This is a genomic window from Streptomyces malaysiensis subsp. samsunensis (genome assembly GCF_024519315.1).
Lineage (GTDB): Bacteria > Actinomycetota > Actinomycetes > Streptomycetales > Streptomycetaceae > Streptomyces > Streptomyces malaysiensis.
Window position 1 is genome coordinate 41,957 of sequence record NZ_JANIIC010000004.1, and the last position, 12,847, is coordinate 54,803.

Annotated in this window: 16 protein-coding genes; 6 read left to right on the top strand and 10 right to left on the bottom strand. The window is 70.0% G+C overall.

Going from position 1 to position 12,847, the window contains the following annotated elements:
- Positions 1–307: 307 nt before the first annotated feature.
- Positions 308–1,054: an SDR family NAD(P)-dependent oxidoreductase gene (locus NQU54_RS04525; RefSeq protein ID WP_257629871.1), complete on the bottom strand. Its 747-nt coding sequence runs from the start codon at positions 1,052–1,054 to the stop codon at positions 308–310.
- A gap of 94 nt (positions 1,055–1,148) precedes the next feature.
- Between NQU54_RS04525 and NQU54_RS04530 the strand changes: the two genes are divergently transcribed.
- Together NQU54_RS04530 and NQU54_RS04535 are read left to right on the top strand one after the other, a co-directional pair.
- The gene (locus tag NQU54_RS04530) at positions 1,149–1,757 is read left to right on the top strand and encodes a TetR/AcrR family transcriptional regulator (protein WP_257629872.1); all 609 of its coding nucleotides are present in this window, start codon (positions 1,149–1,151) and stop codon (positions 1,755–1,757) included.
- Between the two features lie 80 nt (positions 1,758–1,837).
- On the top strand, positions 1,838–2,377 hold the full coding sequence (locus NQU54_RS04535; RefSeq protein ID WP_257629873.1) for a GNAT family N-acetyltransferase: 540 nt from the start codon (positions 1,838–1,840) through the stop codon (positions 2,375–2,377).
- Positions 2,378–2,439: 62 nt separating this feature from the next.
- Here the strand turns inward: NQU54_RS04535 and NQU54_RS04540 are convergent, their stop codons facing one another.
- The gene (locus tag NQU54_RS04540) at positions 2,440–2,865 is read right to left on the bottom strand and encodes a MarR family winged helix-turn-helix transcriptional regulator (protein WP_099016251.1); all 426 of its coding nucleotides are present in this window, start codon (positions 2,863–2,865) and stop codon (positions 2,440–2,442) included.
- Positions 2,866–2,926: 61 nt separating this feature from the next.
- Here NQU54_RS04540 and NQU54_RS04545 point away from each other — a divergent pair, with 61 nt between their 5' ends.
- A complete protein-coding gene (locus tag NQU54_RS04545) occupies positions 2,927–3,733 on the top strand; it encodes an alpha/beta fold hydrolase (protein ID WP_257629874.1) in 807 nt (268 codons plus the stop codon).
- A gap of 101 nt (positions 3,734–3,834) precedes the next feature.
- On the opposite strand, the gene NQU54_RS04550 is transcribed toward NQU54_RS04545, so the two are convergent.
- Together NQU54_RS04550 and NQU54_RS04555 are read right to left on the bottom strand one after the other, a co-directional pair.
- Positions 3,835–4,752, bottom strand: coding sequence for an aminoglycoside phosphotransferase family protein (locus NQU54_RS04550; protein WP_257629875.1), 918 nt, complete (start codon positions 4,750–4,752; stop codon positions 3,835–3,837).
- Positions 4,753–4,854: 102 nt separating this feature from the next.
- Positions 4,855–5,592: an SDR family oxidoreductase gene (locus NQU54_RS04555; RefSeq protein ID WP_257629876.1), complete on the bottom strand. Its 738-nt coding sequence runs from the start codon at positions 5,590–5,592 to the stop codon at positions 4,855–4,857.
- A gap of 143 nt (positions 5,593–5,735) precedes the next feature.
- Between NQU54_RS04555 and NQU54_RS04560 the strand changes: the two genes are divergently transcribed.
- Positions 5,736–6,308 carry a TetR/AcrR family transcriptional regulator gene (locus tag NQU54_RS04560; RefSeq protein WP_257629877.1) on the top strand — a complete coding sequence of 191 codons (573 nt, stop codon included), beginning with the start codon at positions 5,736–5,738 and terminating at the stop codon, positions 6,306–6,308.
- A 47-nt stretch (positions 6,309–6,355) separates the two neighbouring features.
- On the opposite strand, the gene NQU54_RS04565 is transcribed toward NQU54_RS04560, so the two are convergent.
- From NQU54_RS04565 to NQU54_RS04580, 4 genes are all read right to left on the bottom strand, one after another.
- Complete coding sequence (locus NQU54_RS04565; RefSeq protein WP_257629878.1) at positions 6,356–7,375, bottom strand: NADPH:quinone reductase; 1,020 nt, start codon at positions 7,373–7,375, stop codon at positions 6,356–6,358.
- Positions 7,376–7,469: 94 nt separating this feature from the next.
- The gene (locus NQU54_RS04570) at positions 7,470–8,363 is read right to left on the bottom strand and encodes an aldo/keto reductase (protein WP_257629879.1); all 894 of its coding nucleotides are present in this window, start codon (positions 8,361–8,363) and stop codon (positions 7,470–7,472) included.
- The gene (locus NQU54_RS04575; protein WP_142881305.1) at positions 8,360–8,917 is read right to left on the bottom strand and encodes a TetR/AcrR family transcriptional regulator; all 558 of its coding nucleotides are present in this window, start codon (positions 8,915–8,917) and stop codon (positions 8,360–8,362) included. Before NQU54_RS04575 ends, NQU54_RS04570 begins: the two co-directional genes overlap by 4 nt.
- 142 nt (positions 8,918–9,059) lie before the next feature.
- Positions 9,060–9,596 (bottom strand): GNAT family N-acetyltransferase, encoded by a 537-nt coding sequence (locus NQU54_RS04580; protein WP_257629880.1) that lies wholly within the window; start codon positions 9,594–9,596, stop codon positions 9,060–9,062.
- A gap of 172 nt (positions 9,597–9,768) precedes the next feature.
- Between NQU54_RS04580 and NQU54_RS04585 the strand changes: the two genes are divergently transcribed.
- On the top strand, positions 9,769–10,134 hold the full coding sequence (locus tag NQU54_RS04585; protein ID WP_093701196.1) for an MmcQ/YjbR family DNA-binding protein: 366 nt from the start codon (positions 9,769–9,771) through the stop codon (positions 10,132–10,134).
- Positions 10,135–10,143: 9 nt separating this feature from the next.
- On the opposite strand, the gene NQU54_RS04590 is transcribed toward NQU54_RS04585, so the two are convergent.
- Positions 10,144–10,692 (bottom strand): TetR/AcrR family transcriptional regulator, encoded by a 549-nt coding sequence (locus tag NQU54_RS04590; protein WP_257629881.1) that lies wholly within the window; start codon positions 10,690–10,692, stop codon positions 10,144–10,146.
- A 111-nt stretch (positions 10,693–10,803) separates the two neighbouring features.
- Here NQU54_RS04590 and NQU54_RS04595 point away from each other — a divergent pair, with 111 nt between their 5' ends.
- A complete protein-coding gene (locus tag NQU54_RS04595; RefSeq protein ID WP_257629882.1) occupies positions 10,804–11,817 on the top strand; it encodes an NADP-dependent oxidoreductase in 1,014 nt (337 codons plus the stop codon).
- A 76-nt stretch (positions 11,818–11,893) separates the two neighbouring features.
- Here the strand turns inward: NQU54_RS04595 and NQU54_RS04600 are convergent, their stop codons facing one another.
- Positions 11,894–12,817: a GbsR/MarR family transcriptional regulator gene (locus tag NQU54_RS04600; protein ID WP_372505780.1), complete on the bottom strand. Its 924-nt coding sequence runs from the start codon at positions 12,815–12,817 to the stop codon at positions 11,894–11,896.
- Positions 12,818–12,847 lie beyond the last annotated feature (30 nt).

Genomic DNA, 12,847 nt, shown 5'->3' on the forward strand with positions numbered 1-12,847 from the left:
GTAGTCTAGGGCGCGTATCGAGTCGTGATCAATTAGTCGATTCGCCCTCGTGGCGAGGCATACACCGGTAAATCTTCTTCACCCGAGCCCAACTGACATATGCGCGGCGCCGCCACGCATGTGCATCCAGTGCTCCGGTCCGATGAAGCTGTCACCGGGGACATTGCCGGTGGCGGCGTGCAACACCGGCAGGGCACCGTCCTCCGGGCCCTGCCGCTTCTCGGCACGTCACGGATGGTCGCGGCTCGTGGCGGCGCCACTCGTGAAGGCGTCACTTGTGGTCGCGCGACGGAGGTCGCCCCGCGGGTCAGATCTGGATCTCGCCACCGTCGACGTACAGGTTGGCTCCGAGGATGAAGCTGCTCTGCTCGGAAGCGAGGAAGGCCACCGCGTCGGCGACCTCGTCAGGGCGGCCGATCCGGCCCAGCGGGACACCCGCGGCGAACTGTGACTTGGCGGGGCCCGTGTCTCCCGCGGCCACGGCGTCGAGTCCAGGAGTGTCGATGGTGCCCGGGGAGATCGCGTTGACCCGGATGCCACGGTCCTTGAGCTCGTTGGCCCAGGTCCGGACGAAGGACCGTAGTGCCGCCTTGGAGGCCGCATACGTGCCGAACGCCGCGACACCGTCATCGGCGCGCACCGAGGAGTTCACGATCACCGACGCGCCGTCGTTGAGCAGCGGCAGCGCCTTCTGCACCGTGAACAGTGTGCCCCGGACGTTGACGCCGAAGGTCTTGTCGAAGTGTTCCTCGGTGACCTGCTGAAGCGTGGCGAACGACGCGGCGGCGGCGTTGGCGAACAGCACGTCCAGGCCCTGGCCCCGGGCGCGGACCGTGTCGTACAGCCGGTCCAGGTCGGCCAGGTCGGAGATGTCGCCCACCACCGCGGTGGCCCTCGCCGGGCCGATCTTCTCGACGGCCGCGTCCAGCACGTCCTCGCGCCGGCCGGTGATGAACACGTGCGCGCCCTCCGCTGCCAGTCGTACGGCGGTGGCCAGGCCGATCCCGGTGCCGCCGCCGGTGACGACGGCGGTCTTGCCTTCAAGCTGTGCCATGCGAATGACCTCCGCGAAATTCGGTATCGATCGGTACTGAAGTCGACCGTAGCACATCTGAATCGATCGGTACGGAAGGGGTATGATCGATCGCATGGAGACGCGGCGGAAGTCATCGATCGGCCGGCCGAGGGGTTTCGACACCGAGGAGGCCCTCGAACGCGCCATGCGGGTTTTTTGGGAACAGGGCTACGAAGGCGCCAGCCTGGCCGATCTGACCAACGCCATGGGCATCACCCGCACCAGCATGTACGCGGCCTTCGGCAACAAGGAGGACCTGTTCCGCAAGGCCCTCGAGCGCTACACCGAAGGCCCCGCCTCGTACGCGGACCGGGCCCAGCGGGAACCGACCGCCCGACAGGTGGCCACCGCGTTCCTCAACGGCTCCGTGTGGGCCACCACCCGCCCCGGCTGCCCCGCCGGGTGCTTCGGCGTCCAAGGCTCCCTCGCGGCCGGCGACCCGGGGCGCAGCGCTCGCGACGCCCTCATCGCCTGGCGCAACGAGGGCACCCTGCGCCTGTGCGGCCGGTTCCAGCGAGCCATCGACGAAGGCGACCTGCCCCCCGACACCGATCCCGAACTGCTCGCCCGCTATCTCATGACCGTGGCGAACGGCATCGCCGTCCAAGCCGCCAGCGGCGCCACCCGCGACGAACTCCAGCAGGTGGCCGACATGGCCCTGCGAAGCTGGCCACCTGCCTGACGGCCCCCGACGGCTCTGACGACTGAGTGCGCAGAGGAAATGGGATTGCTCCGGGGGAGAGCGCGGCGTTGAGTGGGCGCATGACCGAACTGCGCACCGACCGCCTCACCCTGCGCCGATGGCGTGACGCCGACCTCGAACCATGGGCGGCGATGAACGCCGATCCCGAGGTCCGGGAGCACCTGGGCGACCCGCTCACCCGTGAACAGAGCGACGCCTCCGTGGCGCGATTCCAGGCCGAGTTCGACCGACGAGGCTACGGGTGGTGGGCCGTCGAGGTTCAGGCCACGGGCGAGTTCATCGGCTTCGCGGGCCTGGATGAAGTGGATGACGGCATGCCGTTCACGGGAGTGGAGATCGGCTGGAGGCTCGCCCGACCGGCCTGGGGCCAGGGGTACGCCACCGAGGCCGCGCTGGCAGTCCTGGCCCACGGCTTCGACACGCTCGAGCTTGCCGAGATCCTCGCGGTGACCACGGCCGCCAACCTCCGTTCCCAGGCGGTGATGCGACGGATCGGCATGACCCGGGACCCGGCCGACGACTTCGACGACCCCGCCGCGCCCGAAGGACCACTGCGTCCGAACGTGCTGTTCCGTATCGCCCGCGGTGCGCGAGGCTGACGTTCTGCTGTAGCGAACAGTCAATGGCGCAGGTTTCGGCGTCAACGCTGCCTTCCGGCACCTCAGTTGGCGAGGGACTCCTCCCCATTGAGCTGTCGCAGCAGGCCGAGCAGGGTTGCCCGGTCTGCGGACGGGAGGGGGGAGAAGCACTCTTCCAGGACCTTTTGGCTGACCTGATGGCCGGCGGCCAGAGTCTGTTCGCCGGTGGGTGTGAGGCGATGTTCGACGCGGCGTCCGTGGCCCGGACTGCGCTCCACCAGTCCCTGGGCGGCCAGGCGGCCCGCAAGCGCTCCGAATGCCTGCTCGCTCTGGAACGTCGCCGCGGCGAGCTCGCGCGCCGACGCTCCGGGCCGGTAGCTGATGGCGCGCAGCGCGTCCCACTGCGCCAGCGTCGTGCCGACCTCGCCCAGCGCACTGTCCAGCGCTCGGTGCTGCCGGTACTGCGCCTGCTTGACCGCGCGGCCCAAAAACTCCAGATCAGCATCCATGCGGTAAGTCTACCCGCAGTGAAACTAGCTTAATTAAAGAACCTTAGTTAGAGTCTGGGGCATGACGACGGACTCCCATTCCCTTGCCCATGCGGCCGCCTGTGACGACCTCGACCTCACCCTCTCCGAGGCCGGTACCGGCCGCCCGGTGCTCGTCCTGCACGGAGGCGGCGGGCCCGCCACAGTCGCCGGCATCGCGTCACATCTCTCGCGCACCGCGCACACGCTCACGCCCGTGCACCCCGGCTGGGAGGGGACACCTCGCCCCGACTGGCTGACCGGCGTGGACGATCTGGCCATGGCCTACCTGCACCTTCTGCACGACCGCGGTCTGCGCAACGTCTTGGTCATCGGCTCCTCGCTCGGCGGTTGGATCGCGGCCGAGATGGCGGTACGTGACACCGCGGGTGTTATCAGTGGCCTCGTCATGATCGATGCCGTAGGGGTGCATATCGCCGACGAGCCGATCACGGACTTCTTCGCCCTGGACGCCCGCGGTGTGGCGAAGCACTCCTGGCACGACCCGGACCGCTACTACGTGGACCCCGCCGCCATACCGGCCGACCAACTCGCCATCCGGCAGGCCAACATGGCCACCATGCGCGTCCTCGCGGGCGAGCCGTACATGCACGATGCGAAGCTGCTGCGTCGGCTGAGCCGTGTGCATACACCGGCACTGCTGCTGTGGGGGGAGAGCGACCGCGTGGTCACACCGGCGTACGGCGCCGCCTACGCCGCGGCCTTCGCCGACGCCCACCTCGAAGTCATCCCCGAGGCCGGCCACCTGCCCCATATCGAACAGCCCGAAGCCACGCTCGCCCTGATCGACGCCCACGCCCACCGCACGGACAACCCCGACGCCACCTGAACTCCTCGTCCCGCGCGTCTGCGCGGCAGAGCGAGAATGTGCCGGAAACGATCCGGGCGGCGATGTCGGCGTGTAGTTCAACCCCCGGCCGGGATGCTTGATCACTGGTGGACCGTCGCGGTGAGGCGTTGCAGTGCGGCCTGGGCGGGCGGGCCCCAGGTGGGCTTGCCTCCGGGGCGGCCATGGACGCCGGCGTCTCCGATGTGGATGCCGGTGAGGGCGCGCAGCACCGCCCAGCCGCGGGCGCGGCGTAGGGTCGCGGCGTCCGGGCTTGGCCGGTAGCTCTCGTGGAAATGGTCGGCGGCGCCGTCCGGCAGCAGGATCCAAGCGGCGGCGAGGTCGAAGGCCGGGTCCCCGGCGAAGAGGTCGCCGAAGTCGATCACGCCGGAGAAGGTGCCGTTCGTGGTCAGGATGTTGGCTGGATGCAGGTCGCCGTGGAGCCAGAGGCGTGGGCCTGCCCACTCCGGCGCGGCGGCGGCGTCTTCCCAGACCGCGCGGACGGCGTCCGGATCGCGGATCAGCCCCAGTTCGGTGGCCGAGGCGAGGTCTCGGGCGAAGTGTTCGGCGGTGTCGGCCAGCGGGCCGCCGCGGTGCCGGCCTGTGGGCGCCCCGTCAGGGGCGGGGCGGTGGAGGGCGGTCAGGAAGGCGGCCAGGGTGACGGTCGCCTCCGCGGCGCGTGTAGCGGGGGCGCGGTCGGCGGGTTCGCCCGGCACCCAGGTGGTGACGAGCCAGGGCCGCGGAAACCGTTCGGAGGGCTCACCGAGGCGCTGCGGGACGGGGATCCGGAGAGGAAGGCGCGGGGCGAGGAGGGGCAGCCAGGTGTGTTCCTTGCGCAGCAGCGCGTCCGCGGACCGTGTCGCCCAGGGCAACCGGACGGCGAGGTCGTCGCCGAGCCGCCACACTTGATTGTCCCAGCCGAGCGCTCCGAGTTTCAGGGGGTGATCCGCCAGATCGGGGTGCTGCTCGCGCAGCAGATCCCGGATCAAGTCTTCCGTGATGTCCGTCTCGGTGGCTGTCATGTGGAGCAACGGTAGCGTCGAACAGCCGGTCACCGGCCTGAATGACGAGGCCAGCGCCTGTATGCGTGCCGCTTGCTCGGACGTAGGTGTCTCTGCTGGTGGTCAGGCTTGCGCGGTGGGCCGGACGACGACCTCGCTGACGTCGATGCCGGCGGGCTGCTCGATCGCGTAACCGATGGCGGACGCGATGGCGGAGGGCGGGATGGCTATCTCGTCGCGCAGTCGGGTGGCCGCCGCCGCTGCCTCGGGACTCGCCCCTTTGCCCACCCCCTCCGTGTTGGTGAAACCGGGGGAGACCAGGGTGACACGCAGGTGGGGTCCCGACTCCTGCCGCAGCCCCTCGGTCAGCACCTTCACCGCCGTCTTGGTGGCGGCGTAAACGCCCTGCGGGGACTTCACGACGTATGCCGCGGTCGAGGCCACGTTGACGAACTGGCCGGAGCGCTGGCGCCGGAAGACGGGAAGCGCCGCCCCGATACCGTTCAACAGGCCGGTGATGTGCGTGGCGACCATCGCGTCCCAGTCGTCCTGGCGCAGCTCGTCAAACGGTGACACCGCCATCGTGCCGGCGTTGGAGACCAGCACATCGAGCCGGCCGAACCGGTCGACCGCCGTGTCCGTCAGACGCTTGAGGTCCTCGCGGCGCGTCACGTCGATGACGATCCCGACGGCCGAGCCGCCCTGCGCCGTGATGCGGTCCACCACCTCGTTCAGCCGGTCCTCCCGCCGGGCTCCGAGCACGAGCCGGGCGCCTTTCTCGGCGAGGTGGGTCGCGGTCGCTGCTCCGATGCCGCTGCTGGCACCTGTGATCGCTACGACCTTGCCTTCGACACCTGACATGATCAACGTCCTTCCAAAGGGGATGTGCGCAGGTCAGACCATGGCCTACAGTAAATGGGGGTGTCCCCACTTACGCCACACTAAATGGGCGCGCCTCCGCTTAGCAAGGTGAAGAGGGTCGGAGAGGGGAATGGCGACCGCTGATGGCCGACAGTGCACAACGTCCGTTGCGAGCTGACGCGCGGCGTAACAGAGACAGGATCCTCGCGGCCGCGGTGCGCATGTTCGGTGAGGAGGGGCTGGACACGCACCTGGAGCGCATCGCCAAGGAGGCGGGCGTGGGCAGCGCGACGCTGTACCGCAACTTCGCCACCCGGGAGGCGCTGATCGAGGCGGTCTACCGCAACGAGGTGGCCCAGCTGTGCGACGCCGCCCCCGAACTGCTCCAGGAGAAGCCGCCCTACGAAGCCCTGCGCGCCTGGACACGCCTCTTCCTGGACTACGTCACCACGAAATTCGGCATGGCCGAGGCGTTGCGTGCCATCGCCGCGACGGGAAGCAATCCGTACGGCCACAGTCGGGACATGATCCAGGCCGCCATCGCCGACCTGATGGGCGCCTGCGCGGCCGCCGGGGCGATTCGCACCGACATCAGCCCCACCGACATGGGCGCCGCCCTCGAAGGCATCGCTCTCACCTCGGCCAACCCCGAACACCGAGAACGGGCCGAACGCCTGCTCGACCTGACTCTGGACGGGCTGAAGGCCGGCTCGTGACGCCGTCTCGGCGGCCGCGAACTGGTCACATGGTGGCCGGATGGACGTTACGCCGTGACGTCCACCAGGACCTTGCCGACCGCGCCGCTCTCCACCGCTCGGTGTGCGTCGGGGGTGCGGTCGAGCGGGAAGCGGACCAGTGGCAGACCGTGTTCCTCGCCGACCGGCAGTGCGCCGGCGAGGACCGCGGCGGCGACGTCGTCAACGGCCGCGGTGAGCGCTTCCGGACCGACCGTGTAGAGGACGAGGAATTGCAGGCGTGTATTCAGCATCATGTTCTGCGGCACGTTCAGTTCGACCGGCTTGTCACCGTCGTTGGCGTAAGTGGCGATCGTGCCGCGTGTCCGGAGCACGGCCAGGTCCAGTGCGAGGTTCGCGCCCAGCGCCACCTCGGCGATGATGTCGACGCCGTCCGGGGCGATCTCTCGGATCTCGGCGGCCGGGTCGCCCTCGCGATAGTTGATCACGTGGTGGGCCCCGGCGGCGGTGGCCAGGCGGGCCTTCTCCGGGCCGCTGATCGTGCTGATCACGGTGGCGCCGGCCCATCGGGCCAGCTGGATCACCGCGTGCCCGACGGCCCCGGCTCCGCCCGCAGCGAGCACCACCTTGCCGTCGAGCGCCCCGGGCCGCAGACGGCGCGGCCCGTCCTCGGCGACGGTGAGCGCGCGGTGTGCGGTGAGCGCGGGGACCCCGAGTGAGGCGCCGATGTCGAAGCCTGCCTCGTCGGGCAGCGGCACGGCCCGCTCTGCGGGTACGACGGTGAACTCGGCGGCGGTACCGGTGGGCCGCCCGGCGGCGGCCATGAACAGCCAGACCCGCTGACCGACCCGGCTCCGGTCGACCCCCTCACCGACGGCGTCGATCGTGCCGGCGCCGTCGAGGTGCGGGGTGACCTCGGGGAATTGCTTGGGGCGTGTGGTGCCGGAGCGGGTCTTCCAGTCGGTCGGGTTGACCCCGGAGACGGCGACCCGGACTCGTACCTCGCCGGGGCCCGGTGTGGGCAGGTCGCGGTCGAGAAGCTGAAGAACCTCGGGGCCGCCGAGATCGCGGTAGATGATGGCCTTCATGATCCGTCCTTGGAAGCTGGTGGGTTTTCCGGGGCGGTCCGGTGCTCGGTCAGGGTGTCCGGCGCGGGGTGCCCCGGGAGGCGTTGGGTTCCGGTCAGCCGATGGGACCCTCGTTGGAGCGGGACTTGATCGCGTCGAGGGTGGCGAGGGTCGCGGCGTCGAGGGTGATCTCGCTGACGGCCATATTGGCCTCCAGGTGTGCGGCGTCCGCGGTGCCGGGGATGAGGAGCACATTCGGGGCGTGGTGCAGCAGCCAGGCGAGGCCGATCTGGGAGGGTGTGACGCTCAGGGCCGCGGCCGCGGTCTGGACGGCCGGCTCCTCGGTCACCTTGGGCAGACCGGGGAAGGCCCCGCCGAGCGGGAAGAACGGCACCCAGGCGATGCCCTCGGCCACGCACAGTTCGAGCATATCCTCGTCGTCGCGGGAGGCGAGACTGTAGGCGTTCTGCACGCAGACGACGCCGGCCGGCAGGGCGCGGCGCAGGCCGTCGGGGGTGACGCTGCTCAGGCCGATCGCGCCGATCTTGCCCTCGTCGCGCAGGGCGGTCATCGTCGCGAGCTGGTCGTCGAGGTCGACGACCTGGTCGCCCTCGGGGCGCAGCCCGGGGCCGGTGTCCAGGCGGCGGGGGTTGACCACCGGGAGCCGGTCGACGCCGAGGCTGCGCAGGTTGTCCTCGACGCTGGCGCGCAGCTGCTCGGGCCGCTGTGCCAGACGCAGCGGCAGGGGCCCGTCGGGGTCGGGGTCGGCCCCGACCTTCGTGACGACCAGGACCTCGTCCTCGGGGCGCAGCGCCTCGCGGATCACGTCGTTGGCGAATCCGAAGCCGTAGAACTCGGCGGTGTCCACATGGTCGGCGCCCAGCTCGACCGCGCGGCGCAGCAGCGCGACGGCCTCGCCGCGGCGGTCGTGCAACCGCTCGAGCTGCAACGCGCCGTAGCCGATCCGGAAAACGGTGCGGCCGGCGAACGCGGCGGTCGGGGTGGTCATCGAGCCGTCTCCTCGGTTGGTGATCGCAAGGCGGTGTACAGCAGTTCGGCCTGGTAGAGCGACATCACCCGGTGCGCGATCGGGGCGGCGTGCTCCCGGGCCCCGGCCGCCTCGTGATGCTCGACCTTGACCAGCCACGCCGTGAGGCAGTCGTGCAGCATCGCGCGCATCCGGTCGGTCATGTCGACGACGATGTCGCGGATGACCGGGTCGGTGGTCGCCTCGCCCCAGGTCTGCACGCCGACCCGGGCCTCGACGGGGTCGATCGCGGCGATCAGGCGCGCGAGCAGTTCGTCGGGGCCGGGCGGGGTGTCGCTCGCGGCGTACGCGCCGAGGACCTCGGCGCGTTTGGCGAGCACCTCGCGGGCGGCGGCCTGGACCAGGTCGGCCTTGTTGCGGTAGTGCGCGTAGATCGAGCCGGCCGAGAGACCGGACTCGGCCGTGATGTCGGCGATCGAGGTCCGCTCCAGGCCGTTGCGGCCGAAGCAGCGCACGGCGGCTTCGGCGATCTGGGCACGCCGGAGTTCCTTGCGCGCGTCGGTGAGCCGCGGCACCACACACCCCCTCGCAAAAAGAATGGCGCTTCTGCTTGTAGAAGCACACTAACAGAATCGCTGTTCCGTTTGCGGTCCGGAAACACGGACTGAGTGCCCGTACCTTCCGGGCCGAGCTGCCGCCGGGTGACCTGTTGCGTTGTCAGCCGACGCGGCGCGCCAGTACCTGTCCTGGCCAGGTCTGGGACAGGAATCGTTCGGTGGGCGTGAATCCGTGGCGCCGGTAGAACGCGACGAGTTTGCCTTCGCCGCCTGCCCAGCAGTCGACTCGCAGCAGCTCCACGCCGGCTTGCCGGGTCTCTTCCGCGGCATGGGCGAGCAGCGCTGTGCCGATGCCGAGTCCGGCGTAGTCCCGGTGGGAGACGAGCAGCCGGATGTACCGTTCGGGTTCGCCGGCGGGTGTGATCGGCATCTGCGGGCTGGGCCCGGAGTCCATCACCAGGGCTCCCACAGGCGTCTCATCCAGTTCCGCGATGTATGGGGTGTTCACGGTCAGGTACCGTTCGACCCGCGCCACCCCGCCGGGCTTTTGCGAATACGGTGTCGTGCCCCATTGCTCGGTGTTGCCGCGAGCGTTCATCCAGGCCACCGCGGCGTCGAGCATGTCCAGAACGGTCGGTGCGTCGGCCGGGGTGCCGGGTCTGATGCGTATGCCGGTGCCATGTGTGGTGTCGTTCACGACGGAAGCCTAGGCGCCGTCAGGTGGATTGGGTCGACTGTCGTAGGCGTGGGCTACGGTGAGGATCGTCCTTGTAGCGGCGTTTGCGCCGGCGGGGACGCCCTTTGAGCCCTTGAGCCCTTGAGCCTTGTCGGTCGAGTGCGAGGTCGGTCGAGTACGAGGAGAATCCGGAGTGACCCCCGAGCAGTTGCGCTCCTTCTGCCTCTCGTTCAACGCGGCGGTGGAGGAGTTCCCGTTCTCGCGTCATCCGGACGTGTCGGCTTTCAAGGTGGTCGGCAAGATCTTCGCTCTGACGACGCTGGACGCGCGTCCGCTCACGGTGAACCTGAAGTGCGATCCGGCGGACGCGGGCCGGCTCCGTGAAGGGCACCCGGAGCTGATCGTCCCGGGATGGCATATGAACAAGCGCCACTGGAACACGGTGACGGTGGACGGCGGGCTTCCGGACCGGCTGGTCCGGGAGCTCATCGAGGATTCCTACGACCTGGTGGTCGCCGGGCTGCCGAGGGCCGAGCGGCTCCGTCTCGACCGTCCCTGAGGGGCGCGGTCACGCTCTCGTCAGAATCGCGCTCGTGACCACCTCGAAGAGGTGGTCGGCGCGTGGCGTGAGCGCGGGTTGATCGCCGAGCCACGCAAGCGCCGCCACCAGCGCGAACAGATCGGTGCCATCGAGGTCGGTCCGCGCCGCACCCGCGTCCTGAGCGCGGGCGAGGAGCCGGGTGCCGGCCGCGCGCATGGTGACGCACGACGCATGGAGCGCGGACTCGCTGTCCTCGAGGGCGGCCGTCATCAGCGCCACAACGCCCCGGTACTCATGTGTGCACGCGACGCAGTCGCGCAGCCACGCAACGAGAGCGTCTTCGGGCGAGCTCGACGTTTCGAGTTCGCCCGCCGTTGCCGTCAGCTCGTCGAAGCGCGTGCGCAGCAGGGCATCGAGCAGCGCCTCGCGCGTCGGGAAGTGGCGGAGCAGCGTCGCGAGCCCTACGCCGGCCTTGCGCGCGATGTCGCGCAGCGATGCGTCGACGCCTTGCTCGGTGATGACGGCGCCCGCGACGGCGAGCAGATGGTCGTGGTTCTTCCTGGCGTCGGCCCGCATCTGTCCCCTCTTGACTATCCGGATCAGTGGTCCATATATTCGGATCAGTGGTTCGGATATATGGACCACTGATCCGATAGCGTATCCCGCGGCGCGGGGCTGGAGAAAATGATGCCGATACACACGATGAGGGCGATCCGGCTGCACGAGTTCGGCGGCCCCGAGGTGCTGCGTCATGAGGAGGTGCCGGTTCCCGAACCGGGGCCGGGCGAGGTGCTCGTACGCGTGCACGCGGTCGGCATCAACCCTCCTGACTGGTACGCACGCGAGGGGATGCCCGACGTACCTCCCGAGCTCAAGCCCCCGTTCGATCTCCCCCTGATTCCGGGGACCGATGTCTCGGGCGTCGTGGAAGCCGTCGCCGCCGACGTCAACGGCTTCGTGGTCGGAGACGAGGTGGTCGGGCTTCTGCGCTTCCCGACCGCTCTGCAAGGCAGCGCGTACGCCGAGTACGTCACCGCGCCGGCCTCCGACCTCGCCCGTAAGCCGGCTGCCATCGATCACGTACACGCCGCCGGCCTGCCCATGTCGGGGCTGACGGCGTGGCAGTTCTTGATCGAGCTCGGGCACGGCCACCCCTCGCCGTTCCAAGAGGCCCCGCACCGCCCGATGGCGCTCGACGGCGAGACCACGGTGCTCATCAATGGCGCCGCCGGTGGTGTGGGGCACCTCGCTCTCCAACTGGCCAAGTGGAAGGGGGCCCGCGTCATCGCCGTGGCCTCCGGAGCCCATGAGGCGTTCCTGCGCAAGCTGGGCGCCGACGAGTTCATCGACTACACCAAGGACCGGCCCGAGGAAGTCGCCCGTGACGTCGATCTCGTCCTGGACACCGTCGGGGGTCCCGACAGCAGGCGCTTCCTGCGCACCCTCGAGCGCGGCGGGTCCCTCTACCCGGTGTACTTCGGCGAGTTCGACGACGAGGAGAACGCGGAGCTGGGCGTCACGGTCACGGCCACCCAGGTCCGCTCGAACGGCGCGCAACTCGCTGAACTGGGACGCCTGCTCGACGCGGGCACGGTTCGCGTCGCAGTGGACAGCACGTTTCCGCTCGCGGAGGCCCGAGCGGCGCACGAACGCGCCGCCCGGGGGCATATCCAAGGCAAGATCGTGCTCACGGTCGCTTAGGGACGAGCCGTTTCACGGACGCGCTGTACGAGATGAAGCGCCTGGGCCCCGAGACGCGTGGTGGCATTGGCGCGCCCTACTGGTGGAGGGCTTTGCGTTGCGCCGGGCTGAGACGGTCCGGTCTCGTGGTGAGGGTGTACGTCCGGGGCCCGACGGTCCTCAGGGCGAGGGGATCGGCGATGGCCGGTTTGCGTCGGATCGCGTCCAGGGCGGCGGTGGCGCGGTCTTCGGGCCAATCGAGCGCGGTGGCCAGCGTGCCCAGGGTGAGCGGTCGGTCGGCGTGCACGAGGGCGGCGAGCACGGTCAGCGCGTCGTACACGGCGGCCTCGGTGAGGGTGCTGCCGCTCATCTGCTCGCTGAGCCAGGCGAAGAACCGGCCCATCGCGCCGAGTCGGGTGCCGGCCGTCGTGTCGGTGCCGAAGATCTCGACGCCCCGCCGTGCGGCGGTTGCGATCTTCGAGTGTGCGCCGGTGTCGGCCTGCCACGCCCGGAGCCAGGCGTCGTCGTCGATGACGTACCGTTCGCGGCGCCCGCCGGGATCCGGCCGGCGCACCACCAGTTCCATGGCTTCGAGGTGGCCGATGGACTTGGATACCGATGCGGGACTGACCTCCAGCCGACGCACCAGGTCGGCTGCCGTCAGGCCGTCGGCGTCGGCGGTGAGCAGGCAGACGAACACCCGGGAGGTCATCCGGGGCAGACCGGTCGCGGCCAGCAGCGTCGCGAACTGGTCCACGAAGCCGCGCACCACCTCGGCCGGCTGCTCGCCAGGCGCCGACTCGGCGGGCCGGGCCGGCTTGCGGCCGCGCGCACGGTGGCCGGAGACCCGCTGTGCGTGGTCGGCGACATAGTCGCCGGACGCCCCGTTGCGTGCGACCTCGCGACTGATCGTGGACGTCGGTCGGCCGAGCCGTCGGCCGATCTCGGCGTACCCGAGCCCTTCGGCCAGCCACGCCGCGATCCTCCGGCGATCCTCGTGGGTCAGCCTGCCTCCTGGCACCGATGCGACTCCTCTCCTCGCGTTCAGAGC